Origin of the sequence: Paraconexibacter antarcticus (assembly GCF_024220175.1) — a bacterium.
In the GTDB taxonomy this organism is placed as follows: Bacteria; Actinomycetota; Thermoleophilia; order Solirubrobacterales; family Solirubrobacteraceae; genus Paraconexibacter; species Paraconexibacter antarcticus.
Map to the genome: position 1 here is coordinate 2,298,662 of NZ_CP098502.1, position 26,635 is coordinate 2,325,296.

The 26,635-nt window shown below is 69.9% G+C and carries 26 protein-coding genes, 1 tRNA gene and 1 pseudogene; 16 read left to right on the forward strand and 12 right to left on the reverse strand.

Going from position 1 to position 26,635, the window contains the following annotated elements:
- Nucleotides 1-329 precede the first annotated feature (329 nt).
- From NBH00_RS11215 to NBH00_RS11225, 3 genes are read left to right on the forward strand one after another with little or no spacing between them, the layout of a single operon-like run.
- A complete protein-coding gene (locus NBH00_RS11215) occupies nucleotides 330-1,616 on the forward strand; it encodes a cytochrome P450 (protein WP_254573420.1) in 1,287 nt (428 codons plus the stop codon).
- The gene (locus NBH00_RS11220; protein WP_254573421.1) at nucleotides 1,613-2,497 is read left to right on the forward strand and encodes an SDR family NAD(P)-dependent oxidoreductase; all 885 of its coding nucleotides are present in this window, start codon (nucleotides 1,613-1,615) and stop codon (nucleotides 2,495-2,497) included. The genes NBH00_RS11215 and NBH00_RS11220 overlap by 4 nt, the downstream gene beginning before the upstream one ends.
- A complete protein-coding gene (locus NBH00_RS11225; RefSeq protein ID WP_254573422.1) occupies nucleotides 2,494-3,495 on the forward strand; it encodes an alpha/beta hydrolase in 1,002 nt (333 codons plus the stop codon). The genes NBH00_RS11220 and NBH00_RS11225 overlap by 4 nt, the downstream gene beginning before the upstream one ends.
- Nucleotides 3,496-3,594: 99 nt before the next feature.
- On the opposite strand, the gene NBH00_RS11230 is transcribed toward NBH00_RS11225, so the two are convergent.
- Both NBH00_RS11230 and NBH00_RS11235 read right to left on the reverse strand, forming a co-directional pair.
- Nucleotides 3,595-5,109 (reverse strand): MFS transporter, encoded by a 1,515-nt coding sequence (locus NBH00_RS11230; protein ID WP_302182746.1) that lies wholly within the window; start codon nucleotides 5,107-5,109, stop codon nucleotides 3,595-3,597.
- Between the two features lie 36 nt (nucleotides 5,110-5,145).
- Nucleotides 5,146-7,374, reverse strand: a complete 2,229-nt coding sequence (locus tag NBH00_RS11235; protein WP_254569976.1) for an MMPL family transporter — start codon at nucleotides 7,372-7,374, stop codon at nucleotides 5,146-5,148.
- A gap of 94 nt (nucleotides 7,375-7,468) precedes the next feature.
- Here NBH00_RS11235 and NBH00_RS11240 point away from each other — a divergent pair, with 94 nt between their 5' ends.
- Both NBH00_RS11240 and NBH00_RS11245 read left to right on the forward strand, forming a co-directional pair.
- Nucleotides 7,469-7,933, forward strand: a complete 465-nt coding sequence (locus NBH00_RS11240; RefSeq protein ID WP_254569975.1) for a PaaI family thioesterase — start codon at nucleotides 7,469-7,471, stop codon at nucleotides 7,931-7,933.
- A complete protein-coding gene (locus NBH00_RS11245; protein ID WP_254569974.1) occupies nucleotides 7,930-8,541 on the forward strand; it encodes a TetR/AcrR family transcriptional regulator in 612 nt (203 codons plus the stop codon). The genes NBH00_RS11240 and NBH00_RS11245 overlap by 4 nt, the downstream gene beginning before the upstream one ends.
- Before the next feature lie 76 nt (nucleotides 8,542-8,617).
- Here NBH00_RS11245 and NBH00_RS11250 read toward each other — a convergent pair whose 3' ends face one another.
- The 7 genes and pseudogenes from NBH00_RS11250 to NBH00_RS11280 form a co-directional block, all read right to left on the reverse strand.
- Nucleotides 8,618-9,277: a hypothetical protein gene (locus NBH00_RS11250; protein ID WP_254573423.1), complete on the reverse strand. Its 660-nt coding sequence runs from the start codon at nucleotides 9,275-9,277 to the stop codon at nucleotides 8,618-8,620.
- A 40-nt stretch (nucleotides 9,278-9,317) separates the two neighbouring features.
- A complete protein-coding gene (locus NBH00_RS11255; RefSeq protein WP_254573424.1) occupies nucleotides 9,318-9,953 on the reverse strand; it encodes a TetR/AcrR family transcriptional regulator in 636 nt (211 codons plus the stop codon).
- 39 nt (nucleotides 9,954-9,992) lie between these two features.
- Entirely contained in the window at nucleotides 9,993-10,412 is a 420-nt protein-coding gene (locus NBH00_RS11260) for an MFS transporter (protein ID WP_254573425.1), read from the reverse strand.
- Between the two features lie 93 nt (nucleotides 10,413-10,505).
- On the reverse strand, nucleotides 10,506-11,699 hold the full coding sequence (mobF, locus tag NBH00_RS11265; RefSeq protein ID WP_254573426.1) for a MobF family relaxase: 1,194 nt from the start codon (nucleotides 11,697-11,699) through the stop codon (nucleotides 10,506-10,508).
- A 195-nt stretch (nucleotides 11,700-11,894) separates the two neighbouring features.
- A pseudogene (locus NBH00_RS11270) lies at nucleotides 11,895-12,848 on the reverse strand (IS630 family transposase); the annotation flags it as partial.
- A 45-nt stretch (nucleotides 12,849-12,893) separates the two neighbouring features.
- Nucleotides 12,894-13,562, reverse strand: coding sequence for a TetR/AcrR family transcriptional regulator (locus tag NBH00_RS11275; protein WP_254573427.1), 669 nt, complete (start codon nucleotides 13,560-13,562; stop codon nucleotides 12,894-12,896).
- A gap of 486 nt (nucleotides 13,563-14,048) precedes the next feature.
- Nucleotides 14,049-14,579 carry a hypothetical protein gene (locus NBH00_RS11280; protein WP_254573428.1) on the reverse strand — a complete coding sequence of 177 codons (531 nt, stop codon included), beginning with the start codon at nucleotides 14,577-14,579 and terminating at the stop codon, nucleotides 14,049-14,051.
- A gap of 265 nt (nucleotides 14,580-14,844) precedes the next feature.
- Here NBH00_RS11280 and NBH00_RS11285 point away from each other — a divergent pair, with 265 nt between their 5' ends.
- The 4 genes from NBH00_RS11285 (at nucleotide 14,845) to NBH00_RS11290 (ending at nucleotide 18,194) form a co-directional block, all read left to right on the forward strand.
- Entirely contained in the window at nucleotides 14,845-16,161 is a 1,317-nt protein-coding gene (locus NBH00_RS11285) for a cytochrome P450 (RefSeq protein WP_254573429.1), read from the forward strand.
- Between the two features lie 418 nt (nucleotides 16,162-16,579).
- On the forward strand, nucleotides 16,580-17,185 hold the full coding sequence (locus NBH00_RS25490) for a helix-turn-helix domain-containing protein (RefSeq protein WP_367401294.1): 606 nt from the start codon (nucleotides 16,580-16,582) through the stop codon (nucleotides 17,183-17,185).
- Nucleotides 17,186-17,325: 140 nt separating this feature from the next.
- Entirely contained in the window at nucleotides 17,326-17,787 is a 462-nt protein-coding gene (locus NBH00_RS25495) for a tyrosine-type recombinase/integrase (protein WP_367401318.1), read from the forward strand.
- 59 nt (nucleotides 17,788-17,846) lie between these two features.
- The gene (locus NBH00_RS11290) at nucleotides 17,847-18,194 is read left to right on the forward strand and encodes a site-specific integrase (protein ID WP_254573430.1); all 348 of its coding nucleotides are present in this window, start codon (nucleotides 17,847-17,849) and stop codon (nucleotides 18,192-18,194) included.
- Here NBH00_RS11290 and NBH00_RS11295 read toward each other — a convergent pair.
- A complete protein-coding gene (locus tag NBH00_RS11295) occupies nucleotides 18,173-18,520 on the reverse strand; it encodes a hypothetical protein (protein WP_254573431.1) in 348 nt (115 codons plus the stop codon). The genes NBH00_RS11290 and NBH00_RS11295 overlap by 22 nt on opposite strands.
- 111 nt (nucleotides 18,521-18,631) lie before the next feature.
- Here NBH00_RS11295 and NBH00_RS11300 point away from each other — a divergent pair.
- Nucleotides 18,632-18,721 (forward strand) — tRNA-Ala (locus NBH00_RS11300).
- A 409-nt stretch (nucleotides 18,722-19,130) separates the two neighbouring features.
- Here NBH00_RS11300 and NBH00_RS11305 read toward each other — a convergent pair.
- A complete protein-coding gene (locus NBH00_RS11305; protein WP_254573432.1) occupies nucleotides 19,131-19,778 on the reverse strand; it encodes a TetR/AcrR family transcriptional regulator in 648 nt (215 codons plus the stop codon).
- Nucleotides 19,779-19,897: 119 nt separating this feature from the next.
- Here NBH00_RS11305 and NBH00_RS11310 point away from each other — a divergent pair, with 119 nt between their 5' ends.
- From NBH00_RS11310 to NBH00_RS11335, 6 genes are read left to right on the forward strand one after another with little or no spacing between them, the layout of a single operon-like run.
- Nucleotides 19,898-21,247 carry an ABC1 kinase family protein gene (locus NBH00_RS11310; RefSeq protein ID WP_254573433.1) on the forward strand — a complete coding sequence of 450 codons (1,350 nt, stop codon included), beginning with the start codon at nucleotides 19,898-19,900 and terminating at the stop codon, nucleotides 21,245-21,247.
- Nucleotides 21,244-22,050 carry an SDR family NAD(P)-dependent oxidoreductase gene (locus NBH00_RS11315; protein ID WP_254573434.1) on the forward strand — a complete coding sequence of 269 codons (807 nt, stop codon included), beginning with the start codon at nucleotides 21,244-21,246 and terminating at the stop codon, nucleotides 22,048-22,050. The genes NBH00_RS11310 and NBH00_RS11315 overlap by 4 nt, the downstream gene beginning before the upstream one ends.
- A 9-nt stretch (nucleotides 22,051-22,059) precedes the next feature.
- Nucleotides 22,060-23,526, forward strand: coding sequence for a flavin-containing monooxygenase (locus NBH00_RS11320; RefSeq protein ID WP_254573435.1), 1,467 nt, complete (start codon nucleotides 22,060-22,062; stop codon nucleotides 23,524-23,526).
- Entirely contained in the window at nucleotides 23,523-24,611 is a 1,089-nt protein-coding gene (locus NBH00_RS11325; protein ID WP_254573436.1) for an alpha/beta hydrolase family protein, read from the forward strand. Before NBH00_RS11320 ends, NBH00_RS11325 begins: the two co-directional genes overlap by 4 nt.
- Nucleotides 24,611-24,796, forward strand: coding sequence for a hypothetical protein (locus tag NBH00_RS11330; RefSeq protein WP_254573437.1), 186 nt, complete (start codon nucleotides 24,611-24,613; stop codon nucleotides 24,794-24,796). Before NBH00_RS11325 ends, NBH00_RS11330 begins: the two co-directional genes overlap by 1 nt.
- On the forward strand, nucleotides 24,793-25,800 hold the full coding sequence (locus tag NBH00_RS11335) for a hypothetical protein (RefSeq protein WP_254573438.1): 1,008 nt from the start codon (nucleotides 24,793-24,795) through the stop codon (nucleotides 25,798-25,800). The genes NBH00_RS11330 and NBH00_RS11335 overlap by 4 nt, the downstream gene beginning before the upstream one ends.
- Here NBH00_RS11335 and NBH00_RS11340 read toward each other — a convergent pair.
- A complete protein-coding gene (locus NBH00_RS11340; protein ID WP_254573439.1) occupies nucleotides 25,703-26,617 on the reverse strand; it encodes a TetR/AcrR family transcriptional regulator in 915 nt (304 codons plus the stop codon). The two genes, NBH00_RS11335 and NBH00_RS11340, sit on opposite strands and share 98 nt — an antisense overlap.
- Between the last annotated feature and the right edge of the window lie 18 nt (nucleotides 26,618-26,635).

The window sequence follows — 26,635 nt, forward strand, 5'->3', positions numbered from 1 at the left end:
CGCCCTCTCCCCAGGGGCCGGACACTGCGGCCGGTCCGTGACGACGGGAGGGGGAGGTGATTGGAAGTGGGTGGTCTGCATCGGGTCCGTCCGGTGTCCTTCAGAGCCTGGGGCCGATACTCGTCGACCGCGTCCGCACAAGTCAAGTAGGTACCTACTCCGGAAGCCCTTTCCACCGATCGGGTTGCGCGGGCGCGGTCTCCGAGTTAGTGTGGAAGCTAGTGTAGGGAGTACTTACTCACCTGTTTGCGACCGCCCCTTGCGGAGGCCATATGAGCACCACCGTCCCATCGATCAGCACCCGCCCCCGGTTGGCCTCGACGTCGACCATGCCTGCCATTCGCGAACCCGCGTGGGCGCAGACGGTGCGGTTCGCCGCCCGTCCCGACCTGTTCATGGAGCGCTACCACGAGCGCTTCGGCGACGTGTTCCGGGCGAAGATCCGCGGCTTTGGTACCGGCCGCAACGTCTTCGTGGCAGATCCTCGGATGATCGAGCAGGTCTTCAAGGGCAGCCCCTCCGCGCTGCGCCTCGGTGAGATGGCCGGCATCGCGGTGGAGCCGATCGCGGGGCCGACGGCGCTGCTGAACCTCGACGAGGATGCCCACCTGAAGCGGCGTAAGCTCGTCCTGCCGCCGTTCCACGGTGAGCGGATGCTCAAGTACACGAGCATCACCGCCGAAGCGGCCGACCGCTCGCTGCGGACGTGGCCGACCGACCAGGCGTTCGCGATGCGCCCGCACATGGCGAACATCACCACGGAAGTCGTGATGCGCGCAGTCTTCGGCGTCGAGGACGGCAAGCGCCAGCACGAGCTCAGTCACGCGGTCCTCAACCTCATCGGCACCGATCTGCTCGGCACGCTCACGCTCACGTTCCCGCAGCTGCGCCGCAACTTCGGCGCCTCCCGCGGCTGGACGAAGATCCAGCACAACAAGGAGATCGCCGACCGCCTCGTATACGAGGAGATCCGCGCGCGCCGATCGGCTCCCGACCTCGCCGACCGCGAGGACATCCTCTCGATGCTCCTGCAGACCGAGCTCTCCGATGCGGACATCCACGACAACCTCCTCGAGATGCTCGTCGCCGGCCACGAGACGACGGCGACCGCCCTGTCCTGGGCGTTCGACCTCATCCTCCACGAGCCCGCCGTCCTGCGGCGGCTGCAGGACGAGCTCGCGGCCGGCGACGAGAGCTACCTCACCGCCGTGGTCCAAGAGGTGCTGCGGCTGCGCCCCGTGGTCGTCACCGCGCAGCGGGTCATTCGGCAGCCGATCGAGCTCGGCGACTACCACTTCGCCCCCGGCATCACCCTGTTCTGCTCGATCTGGATGGTCAACCGCCGTCCCGACCTCTACGAGGACCCGCTGAGATTCCACCCCGAGCGGTTCCTCGACACCCGGCCGGGCACGTACGAGTGGATCCCGTTCGGTGGCGGCGTGCGCCGCTGCATCGGCGCGAACTTCGCGCCGATGGAGATGCGCACCGTCATCAAGCACGTCCTGACCCACGCCACGCTCGAGGCCGCCTCGCCCGCGCTCGAGAAGCCCCGCAACAAGGTCGTGCTCATGGCCCCGAAGAACGGCACGATGGTCATCAGCAGGGGCCGGTCATGAGCTGGGATCCGCAGGGTCGGACCGTCGTGGTGACCGGGGCGGCCCGCGGCATCGGCGCCGCCGCCGCGCGCAGCCTCCACGCGCGGGGCATGAACGTCGTGCTCGCCGGCCTGGAGCCCGAGCTGCTCGAGCAGCGGGCCGCGGAGATCGGGCCACGCACGCTGGTCGCCGAGTGCGACGTCACCAGTGCCGAGCAGCTCGACGCCACGGTGCTCGCGACCCTCGAGCGGTTCGGTGCGATCGACGCCGTCGTCGCCAACGCCGGGGTCAACGCCGTCGGCACCATGCGCGGCACCACCGCCGACGTCTGGGAGCGCGTCGTGGAGATCAACCTGCTCGGTGTCGTGCGCACCGTCCGGGCCGTCCTGCCCCACATCGTCGCCCGGCAGGGATACATCCTCCCGGTCTCATCGCTCGCCGGGGCGATGCCGCTCGCGCTCGGAACGCACTACACCGCCGCCAAGCACGGGGTCAACGGCTTCGCCCAAGCGCTGCGCGCGGAGCTCGCCTGCGACGGCGTGGCCGTCGGCTGCGCCTACTTCGGCGCGATCGACACCGACCTGCTCCGCGACTCCTCAGCCGACCCGGCGACCGCCGCGATGATCGCCGGACTCCCCGCCGCGATCACACGCCCGATCCCCGTCTCCCGCGCCGGGGAGGTCATCGCCCGAGGCGTCGCCGGACGGTCGCGACGGGTGTTCGCCCCCCGCTGGATCCTCCCGATGCTGCTCGCGCCGGGCGTCTTCCTGCCGCTCGCCGAACGAGCCGGGGCGGCCGCGACCGCCGCCGCCGTCAAGGTCGCCGACGACCGGGCCCGTGCCGGGCACGCCGGCGTCTCGACCTTCGTGCAGACTCACGACCAGAGCGCGGCAGCGCGATGAGGCGACGCACGATGCAGGTCCCGCCACCGCTGCTGCGGGCCGGCCTCCGCGCCGCCCGGCCGGTGATCCTCTCGCCCCGGATCTCGCTCGCGACGACACGGCGCCTCGTGGACGCGCTCACCCGCGTGCGCGCCCCGCGCGGTACCCGCTGCGAGCGAACGCAGATCGGCGGGGTCGCCTGCGAGCAGGCCACGCCCCCCACGGCCACCGACGGCCGGATCCTCCTGTACCTCCACGGCGGCGGCTACGCGCTCGGCAGCGCCCGCGCGTACCGCGGCTTCGCCGCCCAGCTCGCCCAGCGGGTCGGGGCCGTCGCCGTCGTCCCCGACTACCCGCTCGCGCCCGAGCACCCCTTCCCCGCGGCGCTCGACGACGTCCTCACCGTCTACCGCGGGCTGCTGCAATCCGGTTACGACCCCGGCCGCATCATCCTCGCCGGCGACTCCGCCGGCGGCGGACTCTCGCTCGCGCTGGCGATGTCCCTCCGCGAGCAGGGCCTGCCCCAACCGGCGGTGATCGGCCTGATCTGCCCATGGCTCGACCTCGCCGCCGACGCCGCGCGCACCCGGGTCGCCCTCCGTGACCCCCTCATCGTGCCGAGCATCGTCACCGAATGGGTCGACCCCTACCTCGGCGGCCGGGCCGCGACCGACCCGCTGATCTCGCCCGTCCTCGGCGACCTCTCCGGGCTGCCCCCGATCGTCGTGCACTCCGCCGGCGACGACCCGCTGGCCGTCGACGTCGACGCGCTCGTCGCCGCGGTGGGCGCCCACCCGGGCGGGCGGATCGAACACACCCGCTACTCCCGGCGCTGGCACGTCTTCCACCTCCAGATCGGCCTGCTCGCCGACGCCGCGGTCGCTGTCGACGATCTGGCCGACGCGCTGCGCCGGCACGCTGGACGGAAGAAACGAGACGCTACCGCCACAGACGGGGTATCCGCGCTGCATGTCGCCTTGAGGCCACCGCATCCGCCCCGGCGGCGCCAACCGACCTGAGAGCAGGAACTGCGGGATCAGGACGAGCGGGATGACCCAGCGTCTGTCCTCGCGCTGGTGGTGATTCCGCGGTTCCACGTCGCTTTACAGGGGCTTCTCTCAGGCGACGGCTGACGGCTCGCGCAGATCTGCTTCATGCGGCGTCGACGCCCCTGGGGGCTCAGCGGCATCTTTCGGTGGCGCCCAGAGCGCGGCGAGGATGCCGGCGGCGAGCATGATGAAGACCATGACCAGCGAGGTGTGCTGCGTGGCGTGCACGTAGGAGTCCCGCGCTTTGTCGGCCAGGGCCTGCCCGCTGGGGCCCAGGCGGCTTGCGACCTGGAGCGCGCCGGCGGCCGATCCGCGGCTGGCGTCGCGGGCGGGGGCGGGGAGCTTGTCGGTGATGGCGAGCATGTCGGAGGTGTATTTGCCGGACAGCAGTCCGCCGAAGAGCGCGACGCCGAGCGAGGTGCCGAGTTCGCGGGTGGTGTGGTTGACGGAGGCGGCGACGCCTTGTTTGGCCTCGGAGACGTTGCTGATGATCGCCTGGGTGCAGGGGACCATCGCCATGCCGAGCCCGAGGCCGATCGGCAGCGTGGCGGCGAACAGGACCCAGACCGGTCCGGCGCTGCCGATCCCGAGGAGGATGAGGAACCCGAGGGCGTTGAAGATGCAGCCAGCGCAGACGATGACGCGTAGGCCGAAGCGGCGGGTCAGGCGTCCGGCGTAGATCGTGATCGGGATCAGCGTGAACGCGGTCGCCGACATCGGTAGCGACGCGGCCAGCGCGGTGTCGCCGAGCACGACCTGCTGGTAGGGGATGATCAGGAACGCGAGGCCGTAGACGCTGGCAAAGCACATCATGACGGTGAACGACGCGACCGCGAAGGAGCGGTTGGCGAACAGCCGCACGTCCAGCAGCGGGTAGCGGCGGCGCAGCTGAATCGCGGCGAAGGCGCCGCCGGCGAGCACGCCGAGGCTCAGCAGGCCGATGATCTTCGGGTCGCTCCAGCCGTCCAGGCCGGCCTGGATGAACGCGGCGACCAGGGCGCTGACGCAGATGAGTGCGGCCAGGGCGCCCCAGACGTCGATCGGTGGCTGGTCCTCGTCGCGCGAGGACGGCAGCGTCGGGGAGACGGCGAGCACGATCGCGGCGCCGGCGAGGATGCTCCAGAAGGCCGAGCGCCAGGAGAAGAACTCAAGCAGGATCGCCGCCACGAGGCCGCCGAGCACGCCGGCGAGGGAGAACGCGGCGGTCCAGATGCTCACGCCGGCATCGCGCATGTCCATGGGCAGGGTGCTGGTGATCAGCGACAGGGTCGAGGGGAGGATCAGCGCGGCGCCGACGCCGAGCGCGGCGCGGGCGCCGATCAGGGCGTTGGGGGTGTCGACGAACTGCAGCGCGACGGCGGAGGCGGCGAAGATCCCGAGGCCGGCGATCATCACGCCGCGGCGGCCGAAGCGATCGCCGAGGGCGCCGGCGGGGAGCAGGAGGCCGGCCATCGCGAGGGTGTAGACGTCGATGATCCAGGTCAGCTCGGTCTGACTTGCCCCGATCTCGCGGGCGATCTGTGGCCCGGCGATGTAGAGCGTGGTGATCGACGCGACGACAAGTCCGACCGACGCGCAGAGGATGCCGAGGACCCAGTAGGCGCGGGACGTGACATCTGCTCAGGCATGAACGGCGACCTCCGGCTGGTTGGGCTTCTGGGTGCCGGGCGCGACGGCGCCGGGTTGCCGGTGGGAGAGGCTGAACTTCGGCAGCAGTCGTCCGAGCCAGTGGGGCTGATGCCAGGCGCGGGGGCCGGCGATGCTGATCAGGGCGGGGAGGAGCAGCAGCCGGACCAGGAAGGCGTCGAGCAGGACGGCGACGCCGAGCACGACGCCCATCTCCTTCGCGGGGACGGCGGGGGAGAAGGCGAAGGAGCCGAAGACGCCGAGCATCGCGGCGACGGCCGCGACGATCACCGGTCCGGAGCGGCCCATGCCGTGAACGACGGCGGTGCGGGCGTCCCGGGTCTCATCCCAGCGCTCGCGGGCGGAGGAGATGAAGAACACGGTGTAGTCCATCGCGATCGCGAAGATCATCGCGCTGAAGAACACCGGCACCCAGAAGTCGATGAAGCCCTGGGACTGAAATCCCAGCAGACCGGTGAGGTGTCCGTCCTGGAAGACGTGGACGGTGATCCCGAGCGCGGCCGCCGTGGACAACACGCTGGTGAGCGTTCCGGCGAGCGCGATCAGCGGCGCCTGCACGGCGATCAGCAGCAGGATCGAGCCGAGCACGAGGATCATCCCCAGGACGAGCGGGGCCTTGTTGGTCATCGCCCGCTGCAGATCGTGCAGCTCGGCGGGGGCGTGGCCAACCAGTGCGTCTGGCGGGAGTTCGGCGCGGAGCCGATCGATCTGGGTTCCGGCCGCCCGGCTGTCGGGTGCCACCCGGAGCGCGGCCTGCAGCAGAACGTGATCGGTGCCCGGCGTCGTCGGGAGCGGGCGCACGCCGACCAGGTCGCGGTCGGCGCGCATGACCGCCTCCGCGCGGGCGCCGTCCCCTGCGGGTGCGGCGACGGTGACCGGCGCGATGCCCGACACGCCGAACGCGTGGTTGACCAGTTGCGCGCCCTGGCGGGCCGGCGCGTCATCGGGCAGGATCGCGTCGCCGGGAATGCCGATCCGCAGATGGCCGAGCGGGAGCGCCAGCACGACGAGCACAAGGATCGCCGCGGCGGCCAGCGGCCGCGGGTGGCGCCAGACGAACGCCCCCCATCGGGTCATCAGCCCGTCACCGTCGGCGCGGGCGCCGCGCTGGTTCTGGCGGCGGCGCCAGGGCGTCGCGCCGGCGTCGATCCGCGGCCCGAGCCGGGCCATCAGCATCGGCATCAGCGTGAACATCACCGTCAAGACGAGGGTGACGGAGAGCATGATCGCGAGGCTGATCGCTCGAGGCATCGGGCTGGGGATCAGGAAGCACACCCCGATCGCCAGGAACACGGTCGTGCCCGAGAACGCGATCGCGCGACCGGCGGTATCCATCGTGACCGCCGCCGCCAGGGCGGGATCAGCGTGTTCTCGCAGGGCCTCGCGGAAGCGCATGACGATGAACAGCGCGTAGTCGATGCCGAGCGCCATCGTGAAGATCAGCGTGAACGTCAGCGCCCACAGGGAGATGTCGAACAGGTGGGTGAGGATTGTCAGGGTGCCGCCGGTCACGGCTAGGCCGATGACGGTGATCAGCAGCGGCAGGCCGCCGGCCATCAGCGACCCGAACGCCAGGGCGAGGACCAGCAGCGTGATCGGCAGCGCGTAGGTCTCCGAGTGCAGCGTGGCGTCGCGGTTGTCCTTGTTGAAGTCCGCCCACTGCGCCGAGAGCCCAGACAGGTAGGCCCGGTAGCGCGGGCCGGCGACCTTCGGCACCTGGCCGCGGAGGCGGTCGGCGGCGCGGATCATCTCCTTCGGGCTCGCGCCGGCGCCCGCGGTGACGATCACGGTGCGCCCGTCGGCCGATATGAGTCCGGCCTTCTGCGGCCCGACCGTGCCGCGGACGGCCTTATCGCCGCCGAGCAGGCGCGATTCGGCGCGAGCAGCGCGCCGGAAGGCCGGGTCCTCGGCATACGGCCGGGCGCCGTGCATGACCACGCTCAGCGCCGAGCTGGAGGCCAGCGGATCGGCCGTCTGCACAACGTCGCGGGCTTTCACCGAGTCCGAGCCCGTCGCCCACATCCCCGACCCGGCCAGCGAATGCTCAAGCTGCGGCAGGAACGCGCCCAAACCGGCCACCACAACGAACCACACGACTGCGGTACGCCGTGCGTGGGTGGCCGACGCGTACGCCAGCCGGCCGAGCGGACCGAGCGCGGACGCCGCCGCGGCGGATGGATCTTTGGTGGCGGACGTCGGCATGTCCCAAGCAAACCACATTTTGCACCGAACGAGTAAGAAAACTACTCCGATCGGTACGTTATGCTGGTGGCGTGGATGCTGAACGGGAGAGCTTGTGGCGCGCCTGAGGATCGAGGAGCGCTATGACGACGCGATGGCCGAGAGCATGCTCGCCATCAGCAACGAGATGCCGGGGCTGCCCGAGTTCCTGGGTGTGCGGTTGCTGCGCTTCGCTGCGGGACGGCTCTGGTCTGAGGCGGACCTCACCGGCCAGGTGCCGACGCCGTCGGGGAACGTGCACGGAGGGGTCGTCGCCGCGATCCTGGACCACATCACCGGCGCGGTGGTCTACCCGTTGATCCCGGACGGGCATTGGGGGGCGACGACTGAGCTGAAGCTCAACTACATCGCGCCCGTCGCGGCGGGATTGCTGCAGGCCGACGCGACGGTCCTGGCGATCACCAACCGCAGCGCGGTCGTGCGGGCGGAGGCCTACATGGACGGCAGGCTCGTCGCCGCCGCCCAGGGCACGATCGCGATCGTCGCCCCGCGCGCGGTGACCGACCGAGCGGCGGCATGAGCACGGGCAAGCACCTGACCGCCAAGGGCCAGCGAACGGCCGCCCGGGTCCTGGAAGCGGCGACCACCGTGCTGGCACGCGACGGGTTCGGCGGCGCGACGCTGGGCCGGATCGCGGAGGAAGCAGGCCTGGACAAGCGCAACGTCCTCTACTACTACGACACCCGCGAGGCGCTGCTGGTACGCGTGGTCCAGACCGTCGGCGAGCGCGTCGCCGGACACATCGAGGAGACCGTCGGCGAGATCGACACCCCCGAAGCGCTCGCCGACGCACTCGTCGAAGCGATGTGGTCGGGGATCACCTCCGCGCCCGAGCTCGCGCGCTCCTACTTCGCCCTGATCGGCGGCGGCGCCGGCACCCCCGAGGTTGAAGCGGCCCTGCGAGGGCTCAAAGACGCCTACGAGCGGCTCATCTCCCGGCAGCTGCAGTCGATCAGCCACACCCGGTGGCGGCTGCGCGACGACCTTCCGGGCATGGTCACGCTGACCCTCGCGGTGTTCCGCGGTCTGCTGCTGGAGTGGACGGAGACCGGCGACACCGCGGCTAGCGCGGCAAGCCTGCAGCGGCTGAAGCGCTCGATCGCCGCCGAATACGTCCAGCTCGGGTAGGGCCCAGCCAGAACGGCGCTCCGGCGGGAGCGATGTGCAGCCCATGAGTGTCGGCTCGGCCGCGGACCTCGCTGGACTATGCGAGGGCAGTGGCTCGTAGTGGCGAATCGGTGTGGTGGTTCAGCGGCGGCTGGGTGTCGGTGAGGTCGGTGAAGAAGCTCTGACGGATGCGGGCGATTGCCGTGGAGGTGAGGTCGGCGATCTGCTGCGCGAACGGGCGGTCGGCGCGCGGTGTGGTGGTGGAGCCTCGGTCGAGAACGAGCAGTGCGATGACCGCGTCGTCGAGCCTGATGCGGCCGATGACCGGTGCCGTGAGGTCCAGGCGCCGTCGCAGCATGTGCTCCAGGGGATCCGGCGCGCTCGGATCGCGATGGCGCTCGATCGCCCTGACCACGCTGGCATCGAGGATGATCGGGGCGATCCGGAGCTGCCGGGTGACGCGCTCGCTGACCGGCGACGGGTTGGTGAGCAGGCCGGTATGAGCGCTGAGGCGCTCGGCGTCGACCGCAACGATGACCCCACACGCGCCCGGGCCCGGGCGGCGCGCGGCGGCAAGGGCGAGGTCGTAGACCTCGGCGAGCGACGTCGCACGCCGTTGACGATGCTTCAACGTGTGAAGGGCGGCGGACTGCTCGCGGCTTCGCACGGTCGTTCGGCATGCCTCAAGGTCACCGCGCACAGACCGGCCGGCGCTGGCCGCAGGCAGTGCCTGCTGGAGTCGCCCTGTTCCGCTCATGGGGCGACCGTACCAGTCTTTGTATCCGATCGGGTACTTTTTATTCGTAGGGGTGGAACTGGGCTGCCATCAGCGCCTTGAACTGGTCGAGGCCGCCTTCGGTGAGCGCCGATTCGCCCTCTTCCAGCCACTGCAGGAGGTATCCGCGAAGGAGCGCGAAGAGCGCCGAGGCGGAGACGTGCAGGTCACCGCGGAGTGTCCATCCGGCGGCCTGTAGGGCGAGGAGTTGCTCGCGGATGAGGGTGCGGTAGAGATCCTTGATGGTGTTCAGCGCATCGTCGACCTCGCCCGCTTCGACGTCGCCGGCGACGAGCGCGAAGTAGGCGCGGACGAGTTGCGGGTCGGACGTCACCCCGTCCCACGTGGTGCTCACGATCGCGTCGAGCAGCGCGCGCGGGTCCTCGGGGTGGGGGGTGGTCTGACGGACGGTCTCGGCGATGCGCGCCCCGAGGTCGTGGACGACCTTGACCAGCAGCCGCTCGCGCGTGCCGAAGTAGTAGAGGACGCTGCGTTTCTCCGCTGAGGCTTCTGCGGCGATGCGTCCGAGCGTGGCGCCGCCAAAGCCGTCACGCGCCAGCACCGTTGTGGCGGCCTGCAGGATCGACGCCGCTCGCCGGTCGCCCTTCGGCGTCAGGCGCGGCGGCGACTGGTGCGGGGATCCGGTCTGCGGTGTCACCGGGTCAACGCTACCCGCCTGCGCGACGGGGCCATGGGGTCAAGCGGCGGTCGCGAGGCCCTGCTCGGTCGACGGATGTCGGGGCGCGGACGTCGGCGTGGCACGGACGAGGACCGCCGCGAGGACCGCGCCAACGGCGGCGATCGCGCTACCGGCCAAGAACACGTGATGCAGCGCGTCGGCGTACGCCACGGACGCGGCCTCCGCAGATCCGGTGCCCGGCGTCGACGTCGTGCTCAGCGCGTGGTCGAAGATGGCCCCCATCGCCGCGACACCGGTGGCGACCCCGACCTGGCGGAAGGTGGAGTTCATGCCCGTGGCTGTGGCGGCCTGCGCCGGGGGCGCCACCGCCAGGGTGACCGCGGCCACCGTCGGGTTGGCCAGCCCGAAGCCCAGGCCGCAGAGCACCAGTCCGGGGAGGGCGATCGTCCAGCTGGAGCCGGCATCGAGCATCGTCATCTGCAGCAGCCCGACCTGAGCTGTCCCGACTTCACGGAGACTTTTCAGTTAGGGATGCCCTCTTCTTGAAGGGAGAGGGGGTAAGCCGTTCCATCATCGCGTAGAGGGGAGTCCTTGCGCTCGGCCGCGCCATCCACGGTCGAGCATCTCGGGGGTGGAGTAGCGAGGTCCGCCGAGGTGCCGGCGACGCTGTCCGTCGTCGAGACGGACGGTGGTCTGGGGCGAGGCGACCCAACGGTCGGCGAGGGTCTCAAGGCGGTTGACGGGTGCGCCTTCGCGGTGTGCGGCCGCCCATTCGCGGAGCACGTCGCGGCGGTCAAAGGTGCTCATCTGCCTTGTCACCCCGTGCGGCGAGCTGAGCTCCTCGGCGACGGCGGCGAGGTCGGGGGCGACTGGGCGGCCCGCCGCGCGGGCGTTGAGGACGGCGGCTAGTTCGTCGCGTCCGAATCCGGCTTCGGCGGCGCGGGCTTCCCAGTCGTCTCGGAGGTGGCCGATCGGGACGTCGTACTCCTTCGCTCGCCGCGTTTCTAGGACGGCGATCTGGGCGGACTTGGCGGAGCGACCACCGTGCTTGGCCATGTGGGCGCGGACCTCTTCGCTGCGCCGGGAGAAGACCCGGCGGACGTCCTCGTCGATGCCCTTGATCTCCGCGACGCCGTTGTGGACCGGTTCCCATTCCACGCCGACGGTGGCGGTGATGTGGTGGCGGAGGGCGGCTTGGTAGAGGAAGCCGGCGGTGCGTCCGTGGGCGTAAAGCGCGCGGCCGTCGAGAGCGGTCGCGCGGCCTTCGGCGGTGACCTCGTTGACGATGACCGAGTGGGTATGCAGCTGCGGGTCCCCGGCCCGGGAAGAGCGGTGGCGGAACGTCGCGATCGTGAGCGCGTCGCCCTGCACGTGACGGTGGCCGTCGACGTCACGGCGCGTCCACGCGGCGTGCCGCTCGATGTACCCAAGCGCCTCCTCGACCGCCGCGTCGTGGGCCTCGCGTACCAGTTCGGCGACCTCGACGTCGCTCACGGCGAAGAGGACGGAGACGGACTTCGGTGCGGAGAACGTCAGGTCGAATCCGAGGAGCTTGCGCTTGCTGCCCGCGGGTGGGGTGAGCGCGGTGATGAAGTCCTCTTCGTCGACTTCGCCGTCCAGGCCGCGGTCGTGTGCGCCTTTGCCGGTCCAGGTGCCTTTGGCTTCGCCTTGGCCGGTGTAGTAGTCCTCGCGGCCCTGGGCGACCGAGCGGGTGTAGTAGGTGGGGTCTGCGTCGCCGCCGCCGACCTTGCCGATGGAGAGCATGTAGGTCTAGGCGTGCGTGAGACCAAACACCCCAGGGTCGATTCGCATTTCCAATGCAAATGTGTGCGGGTCCTGACGGCTCATGCCGCCGGGACCTCGGGGTGGGGGTCAGGAGTCGGGCTGCTGGACGGTGCGGCGATCGACTCGACCACGAGCTCTTCCTCGGAGTAGGAGAACCACACCCGCTCCTCCTCGCACATTGCGAACTGAGCGATGAGCTGAGCGCTGCAGCAGCTTGCGGGTCAGCTCGGCAAACCAGCGCTCGACGAGGTTGATCCAGCTGCTGCTGGTCGGGGTGAAGTGCAGCACGAACCGGGGGTGCGCTTTGAGCCAGCGCTGGATTGCCGGGGTCTTGTGCGTGCTGCTGTTGTCGAGGACCAGGTGCACGTCCAGGTCGGCCGGGACGGCCTTGTCGATGCGCTGAAGGAACTTCTTGAACTCGACGGCGCGGTGGCGCTGGTGCAGTGCGCTGATGACCTGCCCGCTTCTCACGTCCAGCGCGGCGTAGAGGCTTGAGGTCCCGAAGCGCTTGTAGTCGTGGGTCACGCGCTCAGGGGTCCCGGGGCGCATCGGCAGGATCGGGGCGGTGCGGTCCAGTGCCTGGATCTGGGACTTCTCATCAACGCACAGCACGACAGCTCTTTCGGGCGGGTTGAGGTAGAGGCCGACGACGTCGTGGACCTTGTCGACGAACAACGGATCCTTGGACAGCTTCCACTTCTCCTGGCGGTGCGGCTGCAACCCGTACGCGTGCCAGATCCGCAGGACCGCGTTCTGCGTCAGGCCGGCCTCCTTGGCCATCGACCGCGTCGACCAGTGCGTGGCGTCCTTGGGCGTGGACTCCAAAGTCTTGACCACCACCGCCTCCACATCCTCATCGGTGATCGTCCGCGGGCGCCCCGGACGCGGCTCATCCAGCAGCCCGTCCACGCGCCGCTCGACAAACCTGTTGCGCCACCGCGTGACCGTCGGCCGGCTCACACGCAACCGCTGCGCGATCTCCGTGTTCGTCCGCCCGGCCGCCGCCTCCAACACGATCTGTGAGCGCTGCGCCAACCCCCGGGCGCTCTTGCGGCGCCGCGCGAAGCCCTCCAGAACGGCGCGCTCCTGGTCGGTCAACACGATCTCACGGGCGGCAGCGATAGGCATGAAGTATCCATGCCCCCGCTGCAACAGAACTAATCAATCAGGACACTAGGTGGCGCTTGTCTTGACGCCTGAGTCGACGGGTGGCTGGCTGACGTAAGTCAACGCGGTCTGAACGGTTTTGATCGCGGTATGGAGTTCAGGGGTGTCGCCGTTCTCGAGGTAGTTGAGGATGAGCCCTTGCACGTTGGTGAGGATGAGGACCTCGAGGCTGGCGCGGTCCAGCAGAAGGGTGCGCCCGCGGCCGATGGCGTCGTCGATGAGGCCGCTGACGAGGTCGCGGAAGCGGGTGGAGATGTAGCGGGCGGCGCCGAGAAAGGCGGGGTTGGTGATCGACTCGGCCTGGAGGCCAAACCGGGCGACGAGGAGTGCGCGGTCGGTGGTGATCGCGGCCCAGAACGTCTCAAAGCCGCGCTCGACGATGTCGCTGGGGTCTTCGAGGCCCTGAACGGTGTCCTCGAGCTGTTTGATGAAGCGGCCGCCGACATGCTCGACGACGCGCCCGAACAGTCCCTCGCGCGAGTCGTAGTAGTAGATGACGGCGCGCTTGTTCAGGCCGGCCTCGTCGGCCACGCGTTGCAGTGAGGTGGCGGCGAAGCCGTCGCGAGCGGGGCAGCGCAGAGCGGCTTCGAGGATCGCGGTGGCTCGCTGTTGGCCTTTGCTTGTGAGATCGCTCGGTAGCCAGCCCAGACCTCCGCGGCCACAGCGCGCGGCCACGCACGCCCGGAGTGAACGATCATTCGCGTGAGCGGACCGGAGGAGCCATGGACTTCAGATCCAGCGAAGAGCAGCGCGGTTGGCAACAGCACTGCCACCGCTCCCGCCAGCGAGGCGATACGGCCGGTGGCCGCGCTGCACGCCCGCGAGCAGCACACCCCGTGGGAGGTCGTCCATGAGGCGCGCCCATGGGGCGAAACGGTCTCGACACGCTCGACCGGATGGGCACCGATGAGTCCGGGAACATGAGCGCCATCTACGCGGAGGAGCGGCACTCGGGTGAGCGCGGCATCGCTCTCGCCATTGCCCGATCCGGCCTTCCGTCGGGCATAGCGTCATCCGGGTCGCCCGAGCAGATCGGTCGCTGGGTGCCCGAATGCTACGGCGCGACGGGCGCGCAGCGTGTCGTCACGCACCTGCCGCCATCGCCCTCGCGTCGGCTGAGCCAGCCGCACCGCGTGGACGCCCTGCTTCGGCGGTCTTCTCTCAGGCGCGCGCGCGTGAACTGCCAGGCAGACGGTCAGCGATCCGGCCCAGACGTTCCGACGCGCCCTGCAATGGCTCCGCGGTGTCGGCGAGCCGCCCCGCTGCTTCGGTGAGGATGTCGACAGACGGAGCGATGCGCCCCAGGCTGGCGATGTCGCTCTCCAGGCGGCCTACGATTTCCAGTGCCGCGCCGAGCTGAGTCTCGAGGCCGGCGACCCGGTCGAGCACTTCGCCGATCACCGGGAGCCCGCCTTGGATGCGCTCGACAAGGTCGATGACCTTTCCCAGGCGATCGTCGAGGCTCGCGATCCGGATCAGCGCTTGTTGCTCGATCCCGGCCAGCGCCGCCTCGAGTTCCGGGAGCCGCGCCGCAGCAGCGCCGACAACCGCCAGATGCTCGAGCCCTGCGTCCAGATCGACGGACTGGAACCGCTCGGCGGCTGCGGCGATGGTCTCGGCCGTCCGCGCCAGCGAGTGCAGGTCATCGAGGGCCCGAAAGAGCAGGCGGGGCGGAACCAGGAGCGGGTTCATCGCCGACTGATGCTACATGTAGCGCTGCTGTGTAACAACACTAAAGACCTTGGCACGGGAGACGGGATGCGACTCCCACCCGAGCGCCGTCTCCCGCCTGGCGCTGGGGGCCCCCGTCACGCAGCGCTCCGGCCGGCGGATCTTGCGACCGTCGAGATCCTCATACCACGCGTCGAGCACGAACTCGCGCGAGTGCGTCGTCGAGGACGGTTGCCCCCGTACCGCCCGCCGAGTTCTCCGGCCTGCAGCCGCGACAGTGCGGGTGATGGGGCGGGATCGCCCTGTCGGCGTCAGATTCCTTCGGCCCAACATATCTATCGCACCCATCGGTGCGTTCTACGGTACCGTCACGGTCATGGCTCCAGAATCGGACGACCCGAACGCAACACGGGTGATCGCTGAGGGCCACTGGCAGCAGGGGCCGCCGCACGAGCTCTTCAAGCGCCTGCGCGGCACGTGCCCTGTGCACTGGAGCGACGGCGTCGACGAGTACCCGACCGAGGCGGGCTATTGGTCGGTCACGAGGGCGGACGACGTCCACACCGTCAGCCGGGACTGGGAGACGTACTCATCGGCCAGCGGCATCACCGTCGTCTCCGACGCGGTGATGCCGGTCGAGCTGATCTCATCGATGTTCATCGGGATGGACCCGCCGAAGCACGACCGGCTCAAGGCCCTTTTCCAGCGCGGGTTCACGCCCAAGCGCATCGCCGAACACGAGGACGAGATCCGCGCCATCGCTGTGGGCGTGCTTCAGGGCCTGGCGGACCGTGAGCGGTGCGATCTCGTGGCGGACGTCGCGCAGCCCGTCGTGTCGCGGGTGATCGGCAGCTTCATGGGTATCGCGCCGGAGGACGACGAACCGTGGGCGGTCCTGATGAACGCCATGGTCGCCTCGGGCGACCCCGACCTCAACCCCGAGGGGCCGGAGGCGATCATGCAGAGCCAGGTGCCGCTCATCTTCGAGCGCTGCCAAGCGCTCATCGCCGCGCGCCGCGAGACTCCGGGCCAGGACCTCACAAGCGTCCTGGTCCACGCCGAGGTCGATGGCGAGAAGTTGGAGGAACACGAGATCGTCATGGGGTTCTTCCTCCTGATGGCTGCGGGCAACGACTCCACGAAGGCCACCTACACCAGCGCCATGCGCGCCTTGATGGAGAACCCGGACCAGCGCGATCTGCTCCTGGCGGAACCCGAGCTCGTCCCGAGCGCCGTGGAGGAGGCTCTGCGGATGTTCCCGGCCTTCTCGCACTTCCGGCGCACGGCGACGAGGGACACCGTGCTCAGCGGCGTGCAGATCCGCAAGGGGGACAAGGTCGCGCTCTGGTACCCCTCCTCCAACCGCGACGAGACGCGCTATAAGGACGCCGACCGCTTCGACGTGAGGCGCAACCCGGAGCACCAGGCGTTCGGTGCCGGGGGCCGGCACTTTTGCCTCGGAACCGCCCTCGCGCGCCTGGAGCTGCGAGTACTGCTCGAGGAGACCTTGGTGCATTTCCCAGCGATGGCGATCGACGGCGGCGTGACACACGTCCTCTCACCGTTCGCCAACCAGCTCAAGACCCTGCCGGTCCGTCTTTAGGCGTTCAGGCGCCGACCAGGCCATCGGGACGGCGCGGCCACGTCGCGGAGTTCGAGGGGCTAGGCGTCAGGCCGGCGGTCCGGCGCCCTCCAGCCGCCGCCCCAGAACGCCTCGACGTGCTCGTCGAGCTTGGAGCAAAGGCGGCTGACGCGGTCCTTGTCGACCTGAGTCGCGCGGCAGGTCGCCGTGCTCGCCGTCCGTCACACGCGCAGCGACATCGGGAGGGGTCATCATCCGGCTCTCGCCCATCGTGGTGCTCCTCGTCGTCGACTCCTAAAAGAGCCGATGAGCTTGGACGTCACGGTGGTCGGACTGACGATCCGTGGGGCGTTTCCGGGGCGGGTCATCCTGTCCGCTATGTACCATCGTGTCCGCTATGTCCAGCGTTTCCCGGTCATCCGGGGCGTCTGGGGACACGATGACCGCCCTGGCCAAGGATGGTAAGGAAGGGGTCATCGGTTCGAATCCGATAGAGAGCTTCATCAGATTCCCCCGCACACGCGGGGGTTTCTTGTTCCCGGGGTCCCGTTCAAATCCTCGACCGGCGCCTTACTGGGGCGTTTGTGGGGCGCTCGGCGCCCCGGAAGCGCCCCACAGACGACCCTTTCCCAGAACGACATTCGGGAGGGGGTGGTTTCCCGGCTGGCACGACAGAGCCTCAGAGCCCTCTGTCTTCTGCCACGTGTCTGCCGAGCCCACAACACCGTTTGATGATCTGGAGCCGTCCGCGGTCCTGACGGCCCAGGAGGTCGCGGCCCGGCTGCGCGTCGACGCGCGGTCGGTGCGCCGAGCGGTCAGCCGGGGCGACCTGCCGGCCAGTCGCGCGTGCGGGCTGCGGATTCTTGCTGCCGATGCCGCAAGCTGGTGGCGATCGCGGCGTGTCAACGCGAACGCGGCGCCGGAGCTGCCGCTCGAGCTTCTGGCGACTGCGGACGCGGCGCGTCCGGTCCGGCGCAAGGCACGTCGTCGGTCGTCTTCGGCGGAACGCCTCCCGCTGCCTCCTCGGTCAGGAGGTGGGCGATGACCCGTCGCACGTTGCCGCCCGGGGTGGAGCTGCGCCGGTACAGGCGCGGGGACGGCACGATCACCGAGACCTTCGCCGTCCGCTACGTGGAGGCGTCCGGTGCCCGGCCGCGACGGTCGTTCGACTCGCTCGAGGACGCGATGGACTTCCTGGCGAAGCGACGCAGCGCCAAGCGGTGGCGGCCCGAGGAGCTGCGCCAAGAGCAGGGCGGTCGCCAGACGCTCACCGAGTTCTTCGACGAGTGGTGGATGACTCACGGGGTCGTCCAGCTCAAGCGCTCGACGCTTGCGGTGTACCGCTGCCTCTGGGAAACGCACGCGCAGCCTCGGCTGGGCTCGCTACCGCTTCGTGACATCGACGCCCGCAAGGTCGTCGCGTTCCGCGCACGAGCTGCTGGAAGCCGGCGTCGGGCGCCACTCGGTGGTGAAGACGCTGTCCATGCTGCAGCGCGTCTTCCGAGACGCCGTCGAGTACGGCGACGTGGCGTTCAACCCGTTCAAGGCCGTGCAGAAGCCGACCCCTGGGCCGTCGCGGGACGCCCAGCCGCTGACGCCTCTGGACGTCGAGCGCCTGGCCGACCACCTACGAGGTCGTGGGTATGAGATGTCGGCGGTGCTCGTGCGGCTGATGGCCTGCACCGGGCTGCGGCCGCAAGAGGCGCTTGCGCTGCACTGGTTCGCGGTTCGCGGTTCGCGAGAAGACGCTGCTCAGTCAAGTCGCCAATGCCGACGGAGAGCTCGATCGCCTCAAGAACCGCAAGCGCTCGCGGGAGCGCAGCCGCACGGTCGACCTGAAGCCTGCGGTCCACGCAGACCTCGTCGCCTGGCGCGAGATGTGCGGGATGCCGGCGGACAGCCAGCTCGTCTTCCCGCATGAGACGCAGGGCGGGCTCTGGCGGGAAGAGCATTATCGGACGTGGCGACGCCGGATCTACGTCGTTTCTGCGGAGAACGTCGGGCTGGCCACCCCGCGCCCTTACGACCTGCGTCATACGGGGCATCGCTGCTGATCGCCGAGAAGAAGTTGTCGATCGTCGAGATCTCCGAGCAGATCGGTGACAAGACCTCCACGGTCCTCGACGTCTACAGCCATGTGATGAACAAATGGCGTCACCGCTGACAGGTCAACATCGACACCGAGATCCGGCGCGCCCGCAAGCGCGTCGGCTGATCGCCGAACACAGGAGACACGATGGACAACGCTGAGTGGCAGGAGTTCGTGGAAGACCTGGTAGAGGCGAAGGCCTGCCTTGGCGAGGTATGGCGGTTGCTGGACGGGATCGAGGGTGCTGCCCCTGGAGTCGAGGAGGCGCTTCGGGTCGGCCCTGCCGGCCATCGACACGGTCTACGCGATCGAGCGTGAGAACCCAGCGCACATGGACGTCGTGTCGCCCGACGCGGTTGACCGCTTCTGGACGGTGCACCGCGCTCTTCGGGGCTTCGCCGTCGGGAGCTGATTCGCCGCTCTCGATGCAACGGTCTCGCAAACCGTTGTGCGGTGTAAGCCGTACCCAGGGTTTGAATCCCTGTCTCTTGTCTCTCCGCTTTTTGCAGGGATTCTGCAGCCCTCAACACGGTACTCGAGCGGCGACGTATCGCCGCTCAGAACCGCTGAAGACCGCTGGAATCGGGGTACGACTACCCCAAGATTTCCCACAGAGCCACCGTTTCGACGGCCCCCCGGACGGCCGATCGACGACGGCCGGCACCACTATGCGAAAGCCCTTGTTCAAGGGCTTTTGCGACCGAGACTCCGGCGCGTATCGTCCCCGTCGATCACCGGACCACGGTCCGAAAAAATGGAGCGGTGCTGAAGACCGTCGCAAGCGCCAGCCGTCGCAACACGGCCGCTGGGAAGCCGCCGAACAGACAGCGTGACAACCGGGCTGCCCGCAGAGCGCCGACGTTCGCGCTGCTGCTCTGCGAGGGCTACACAGCGGGACGCGTCAGGCGGGCTCCTCACCAAGGAACTGCGCTGCGGATTCCAGGAGGATCGGCCGCATCGCCCGCCACCGTGCGTCTACCTGGTCGCGCCCGGAGACCGGGATCGCCATGACGAGGCCGCGAAAGAGCGATATGGCGATGTCGAGGAAGGCGAGAAAGCGTGGGTCGTCCGCGAATTCGGGGAAGAGCACCACGGCGGTGTTCACGAAGATGCCGCTCAGGCGCTGCTCGAGCTCGCGCAGGGTCGCGGCGAGCTCGGGCTCGGACCACGCGGCGGCCCACAGCTGGGCGGCGGCGAGTGCGGGGGGTGAGCTGAGTTCGCGCCAGGCCTGGTCCAGGCCGGCGGCTCGCTGGTCGGGGCTGCGTAGCGCTGCAAGATCGATCTGCTCCAGCGCGTCGTCGGCGAGCCGGGAGGCCAGGTGCGTGACGGCCTCGATGAGGAGCGCTTCGCGCGTCTCGAAGTGGTGCATGAGCGTGCTCTGCGCGACGCCTGCGCGCTCGGCGATGTTGCGCGTGCTCAGGCCGCCCCAGCCGTCCTCGACCAGGCAGTCGCGGGTCGCGTCCAGCAGCGCGGTCCGCGTCGCGATGCGCTGCTGGGCCCGGGTCGGCCGTCGCGGTTGAGGCACCGTTGTCTCCGTGTCACCGATCACGTGATCGGTATGGTACGGTCCGTCGTCGATCGAGTGAACGGCGAATCGCGTGATGATCGGGAGGATGGCACGTGGCACGGGACGAAATCAAGGGGTCGAGGGTCCGCCGGGCCGCTCGCATGAGCGGCACGGCTGCCGGGGTCGCGGCGCGGGAGGGCGCCGCCCGGGCGCTCCTCGCGACGGGCTCCTCGGACGCACGGCGCAGCGCCGCCTCGCGGCAGCAGCTGAAGTCCGCGCAGGCGCTCGTCAAGCTCTTCAGCGGGATGCGCGGCGCTGCGATGAAGGTCGGACAGACGCTCAGCGCCGTTGACTTGGGAACGGTGCCGGAGGAGATCCGCCCCGAGTTCCAGGCGATCCTCGCGTCGCTGCAGCAGAGCGCGGAGCCCGTGTCGTTCCGGTCGATCGCGAAGGTCATCGAGGAGGACCTGGGCGAGCGCCTGGCCGACGTCTTCGCCGACATCGATCCCGAGCCGCTGGCCGCCGCGTCGATCGGCCAGGTCCACCGCGCGACCCTGCACGACGGCCGTGACGTCGTCGTGAAGGTGCAGTACCCCGGCATCGCCGAGGCGATCCACGCCGACATGCAGAATCTCCGCCTCGGGCTCAAGCTGCTGAGCGCCATCGCCCCCGGCATCGACACGGGGGCGATCGCCGGCGAGATCCGTGAGCGCATCGCCGAAGAGCTCGACTACGAGCTGGAGGCGGCCAACCAACGCGCGATGGCACGCGCCTACCGCGGGCACCCGTTCGTCGTCGTGCCCGACGTTGTCACGAGCCTCTCCCGCGAACGCGTCATCGTCAGCGACTTCGTCGACGCTAAGCGCTTCGCCGAATTCAACGCCACGGCAACCCAAGAGCAACGCAACCGGGCCGGCGAGATCATCGTCCGCTTCTACCTCAACGGGCCGATGCGCCACCGGCTGCTCAACGGCGATCCGCACCCGGGCAACGTGCTGTTCCTCGACGACGGTCGCGTGGCCTTCCTGGACTTTGGCTTCTTCAAGCACATGGGGGACGACGAGGTCCGCCACCTCGTGCAGACGACGCAGGCGACGTACGAGCGGGACGCCGACCGGCTGCTGGCGATCGTCGCCGAGCTCGGGTCGCTGCCTCCCGACCCTCGCCTGGCCGAGCCGTTCCTGGAGAACTACGAGGCGATCTTCGGCTGGCTGATGGTGGAGGAGCCGCGACGCGTCGACGTCACGCAGACGGCCGACATGATGCGCCGCTACACGCAGATGCGCGGGCAGGAGGGCCTTGACCAGCTGACGCTCCCAGCCGAGCACTTCGTCCTCATGCGCGGGGTGATGCTCGTCATCGGTCTGCTCGGGCAGTTGCAGGCGCAGAACACGTGGTTCGACGTCGCGCGTGAGTGGCTCTTCGGCGACGCCCCGGTGACCGAGCTCGGCCAGGCCGAGGAGACGTTTTTCGGGACGCGGCACACGTACACGACCGAGGTCGTCCGGTGAGCCGCGTGAAGGTCGAGGGCGCACGTGTCGTCATCAGCGGGGCCGGGAGCGGGATCGGCGCGGCGACCGCGGCACGCTTTGGCGCCGGCGGCGCGCACGTCATCGCCGTGGACATCGACGGGACGACCGCCGAGCACACCGCGCAGACCTGTCGTGGGGCCGGCGGCGCCGCGGACGCCTACGTGTGCGACGTGGCGGACGCCGCGGCGATGGTGAAGCTTGCGGAGGACATCGACCGTGACCACGGCCCCGTGGATGTGCTCGTCAACAACGCCGGCGTCGGCATCGCCGGGCCGTTCCTCGACGCCGACCTCGCCGACTGGCACTGGCTGCGGTCGATCAACCTGGACGGTGTCGCGCACGGCTGCCAAGCCTTCGGGCCGGGCATGGTGGCGCGTGGGCGCGGGCAGGTCGTGAACGTCGCGTCGGGCGCCGCGTACATCCCCAACCGGCACATGGCGGCGTACTGCGCGACGAAGGCGGCGGTCGTGATGCTGTCGCAGTGCCTGCGCGCGGACTGGCGCGAGCACGGCGTCGGCGTCTCCGTCGTCTGCCCCGGCGTCATCGACACGCCGATCGCCTCGCGCACCCGCTACCGCGGGCGGATGGCGGAGCGGCAGGGCCGGCCCGAGAAGGCACTCGGCATGGGCCACTCGCCGGACCTCGTCGCCAAGGCGATCGTCGACTGCGTCAAGCGCAACCGGGACGTCGTCCCCGTCGGCTTCGAGTCGACCCTCGCATACAAGCTGTTGCGCGGCGCGCCGCAGCCGATCCAAGGCCTCGTGGCCCGCACCGAGCTCTAGGAGCATCCGATGACCAGCACCCACCATCGCCTCGTGATCATCGGCGCCGGCATCGCCGGCGTGGGCCTCGGCGTGAAGCTGCGCCAGGCCGGCATCGAGGACTTCGTGATCCTCGAGCGCAACGCCTCGGTCGGCGGCACCTGGTTCGAGCACACCTACCCCGGCTGCGGCTGCGACGTACCGGCGAACCTCTACTCCTACTCCTTCGCGCGCAACCCGGGCTGGTCCCGGATGTTCCCGCCGCAGCAGGAGATCCTCGAGTACGTCCGCGACACCGCGGACGAATACGGCGTCACGCCGCACATCCGGTTCTCCACCGAGATGGAGCGCTCGGCCTGGGACGAGGCGGCCGGCCTGTGGCGGGTGCGCACGGCGGACGGCGACGAGCTGACCGCCGATCTGCTCATCAGCGCGATCGGCGCGACCGGGGAGCCCGACGAGCCGGAGATCGAGGGTCTGGCCGGCTTCACGGGCCGTCGCTTCCACTCCGCGCGGTGGGATCACGACCACGACCTGACCGGCGAGCGCGTGGCGGTCATCGGCACCGGCCCGGCGGCCGCGCAGTTCGTCCCGCGAATCCAGCCGCAGGTCGACCGCCTGCTCGTCTTCCAGCGCACCCCGCCGTGGGTCCTGCCGCACGTCGACCGGCCCGTGCCGCTGCCCGAGCGCCTGCTGTACCGCGCGCTGCCGGTGCTCCAGGACGTGCAGCGCAACGCGCTCTTCGCCGTCTACGAGTCGATGGGTGTCGGCTTCCGCGGGCAGACCGCGCTGATCGCGCCGGTCGAGGCGATCGGTCGCGCGCACCTGCGCCGCCAGGTCAAGAACCCCGTGCTGCGGGCCAAGCTCACGCCGCACTACCGCTTCGGCTGCAAGCGCCCGATCCTGTCCAACACGTACAACCCGGCCCTGGCCGCCGAGAACGCGACCGTCATCACCGAGCCCATCGCGAAGGTCGACGGGAACGCGGTCGTGACCACCGACGGCGCCCGCCACGAGGTCGACACGGTCATCACCGCCATCGGCTACAGGTACAGCCGCTCGCTGCTGGCCCACCGCATCGCCGGGCAGGACGGGCGCACGCTGGGCGAGGTCTGGAACCGCTCGCCGCGCGCCTACCTGGGGTCGTCGGTCCCGGGCTTTCCGAACATGTTCATCCTGCTCGGGCCCAACTCGATCGGCATCAACTCCGTCATCTTCTCGCTCGAGTCGCAGATGGCCTATGTCATGGACGCGCTGCGGACGATGGACCGGCGTAACGTGCGCCGGCTGGAGGTGCGAGCGGAGGCGCTGGAGGGCTTCGTTCGCGAGGTCGACCGCCGCAGCGAGGGCACCGTGTGGACGGCCGGCGGCTGCAAGGCGTACTACGTCGACGACACGGGCCGCAACTTCGGACTCTACCCGGGCTTCGCCGCGCACTTCCGCCGCCGCACCCGGCGCTTCGATCCCAAGCCCTACGTGCTGGAAACCGCGGCGTGAGCGCCCCCGCCACCGCCGAGCTGGACCCCGTCGCGAGGGTGCTCTACCACGGCTCCGTCGTCGCCGACTACGGACTGCGCACCGGCCTGGCCTCGGTGCTCAGCGCAGCGATGCTGCCCGATGCGCTCCGGGACCGGTCCCGGGACGAACGTGGCGCGCTGGAGTTCTACGCCGAGGCGGCGTCGGCGAGGGACGCGCCGAGCGTCTTCGCCGCGCCCGCGCCGGTCCGTATGCGTGCCGAGGCGGGGCGGGGTCCCGGCGTTCCCGGTGGACGTGTGGAGCTGCTGCGCTTCGACAGCCCGTACGTCGCGCTGAACCCGCCGATGCGGCAGCGCTACGCCCGGCACGAGAACAACCGGACCGCCCGCGCGCAGCACTGGCGCCACGAGGACGGACCGCGGCAGACGCTCTGCGTGATCCACGGCTTCGGCGCTTCGCCGGCGTGGTTCAACACCGCGTTCTTCTCGTTGAAGCAGTTCTTCGCGGACGGGTGGGACATCCTGCTCTACACGCTGCCCTTCCACGGCTCGCGCCGGACGCGCAAGGTCGCCGTCAACGGGACGGATCTCTTCGCCCACGGCATGGCGCAGTTCAGCGAGGCGATCATCCACGCCGTCCACGATTTCCGCGCGTTCCTCGACCACCTGCAGGCGAGCGGCGCGCCGCGGATCGGCGTGACGGGGCTGTCACTCGGGGGCTATACCTCCGCGCTGCTGGCCGCCGTCGACGAGCGCCTGGACTTCGCGATCCCCAACGCGGCCGTGACGTGGCTGCCCCCGCTGCTGGACAGCTGGTTTCCCGCCAACATCAGCACCGCGGTCGTGCGCCGGATCAACGGCGTCCCGGGCGAGCTGCTGGCGCAGGCCCTCGCGGTTCACAGCCCGCTGACCTACGCGCCGGTCGTGCCCAGGGAGCGGCTCATGGTGGTCGGCGGCCTCGGTGACCGGCTGGCGCCGCCCGAGCAGAGCCTGCTGCTGTGGGAGCACTGGGGGCGGCCGCAGCTGCGCTGGTTTCCCGGGAGCCACGTCATGCACTTCGGTCGCGACGAGTACCTCGCGGCGATGCGGGAGCTGATGGAGCGGTGATGGACCCGATCGACCTCCCGTCCGGGATCAGGGCGCTGGGCCCGGACGCCGTCGCCCGCCTGCAGACCCTCGTCGGCCAGGCCGAGCAGCGGCAGGCCGACGAGGCCGAGGCAGCGCTCCAGACCGCGCTGCAGCTCGTTCCGTGGCCCGTGCGCGGCATCGTCCGCAAAGTGCTGCTGGGATGAGCGACGCCCAGGCCCATCGGTCCGAGACGCTGCGTCTGGCGCGCGTGCTGGGCGTCGAGTCCGAGGAGCTCGCCTTCCTGCAGGACGCGCTGGTGGCGGATCTGGCGAAGGTCCGCGCTGCCGTCCTGGACCGGCTGCTGGAGCGCAGCCGCCAAGAGTTCGAGCGCGCGGTCGCGCTGGCGGACAAGATCCCGCGTGCCCTGGCGGCGATGCTCGCCCAGCGCGCGATGGGACCGGTCCTCGGCGGTCGCGCGTCGGCGCTGTTGAGCGCCGACATGGCCGCCGACCTCGCGGGCCGGCTGCCCGCGGAGTTCCTTGCAGACGTCGCCACGCACGTGGACCTGCGGCACGTCGGACCGCTCATCGGCGGCATCCCGACCGACACGATGGGCGGGGCCGGGCGCGTCCTGCGCGAGCGCGGGGAGTGGATCGTCCTGTCGGCCTTCGTTGGTGATGTGCCGGCCGCCAAGCTCGAGGTGTTGCTTGACCTCTTCGACGGCGAGGCGCTGCTGCGCGCGGGCTTCGTCATCGAGGACCTCGCCCGCTTGGACTCGGTCGTCGCGCTGCTGCCCGACCACCGCTTGGACGAGCTCTTCGTCACTGCCCAGGAGCAGGCGCTGTGGCGTGAGGCCATCTCGCTGGCCACGCACATCGGGCCCGAGCAGGCGCAACGTATCGTTGCCGTCATCGACCGTCTGCCGGACGCCTCTGTCGACGCGCTGCTGGTGGCTGCGGACGAGCACGACCTCTGGGAGCAGGCGATCACCGTTGCCTGCCTCGTGCTCGACGATCCAGACGGCGGCAGCGCCATCATCGGCGGCTTTGCGCGCCTGGAACGGGCGCAGCAGGAGCGCGTTGGTGACGTCCTCAACGCCGACGGCGCCCTGCGCTCCCGCGCCGGCACGCTCATCGCTGCCGCGCCGCCGCACCTCCGAACGCGCCTTCGATCCCGAGGCAGCAGCGCTGCTCAGGGCCGGTTACCAGCCCCGCCCGTGAAGCGATAGGTCTCCGCGTGTCCGTGTGCGACGCCAGATCCCTTGATCGCGATGTCGTGTCACCGGGCGCGGCCTCCAAGAGGCCAAGGTCGGGGCGACCGTCTCCACCGACCGATCGACAGGTCACCCCGGCCAGGGTCGCGAGCACCATGGCCAGCAGCAAGAAGAACCATGTCCGACCTACTAGGTTGCGCGTGGCTTGACGCCTGATTCCACGGGCGGCTGGCTGACGTAGGTCAAAGCGGACTGGACGGTCTTGATCGCGGTATGGAGTTCGGGGGTGGGTGTCGCCGTTCTCGAGGTAGTTCAGGATGAGGCCTTGCACGTTGGTGAGGATGAGGACCTCGAGGCTGGCGCGGTCCAGCAGAAGGGTGCGCCCGCGGCCGATGGCGTCGTCGATGAGGCCGCTGACGAGGTCGCGGAAGCGGGTGGAGATGTAGCGGGCGGCGCCGAGAAAGGCGGGGTTGGTGATCGACTCGGCCTGGAGGCCAAACCGGGCGACGAGGAGTGCGCGGTCGGTGGTGATCGCGGCCCAGAACGTCTCAAAGCCGCGCTCGACGATGTCGCTGGGGTCTTCGAGGCCCTGAACGGTGTCCTCGAGCTGTTTGATGAAGCGGCCGCCGACATGCTCGACGACGCGCCCGAACAGTCCCTCGCGCGAGTCGTAGTAGTAGATGACGGCGCGCTTGTTCAGGCCGGCCTCGTCGGCGACGCGTTGCAGTGAGGTGGCGGCGAAGCCGTCGCGGGCGAGGCAGCGCAGGGCGACGTCGAGGATTGCGGTGGCGCGCTGTTCGCCTTTGCGTGTGAGATCGCCGTCGGCCCGCATCGGCATACGCTAGTCGCG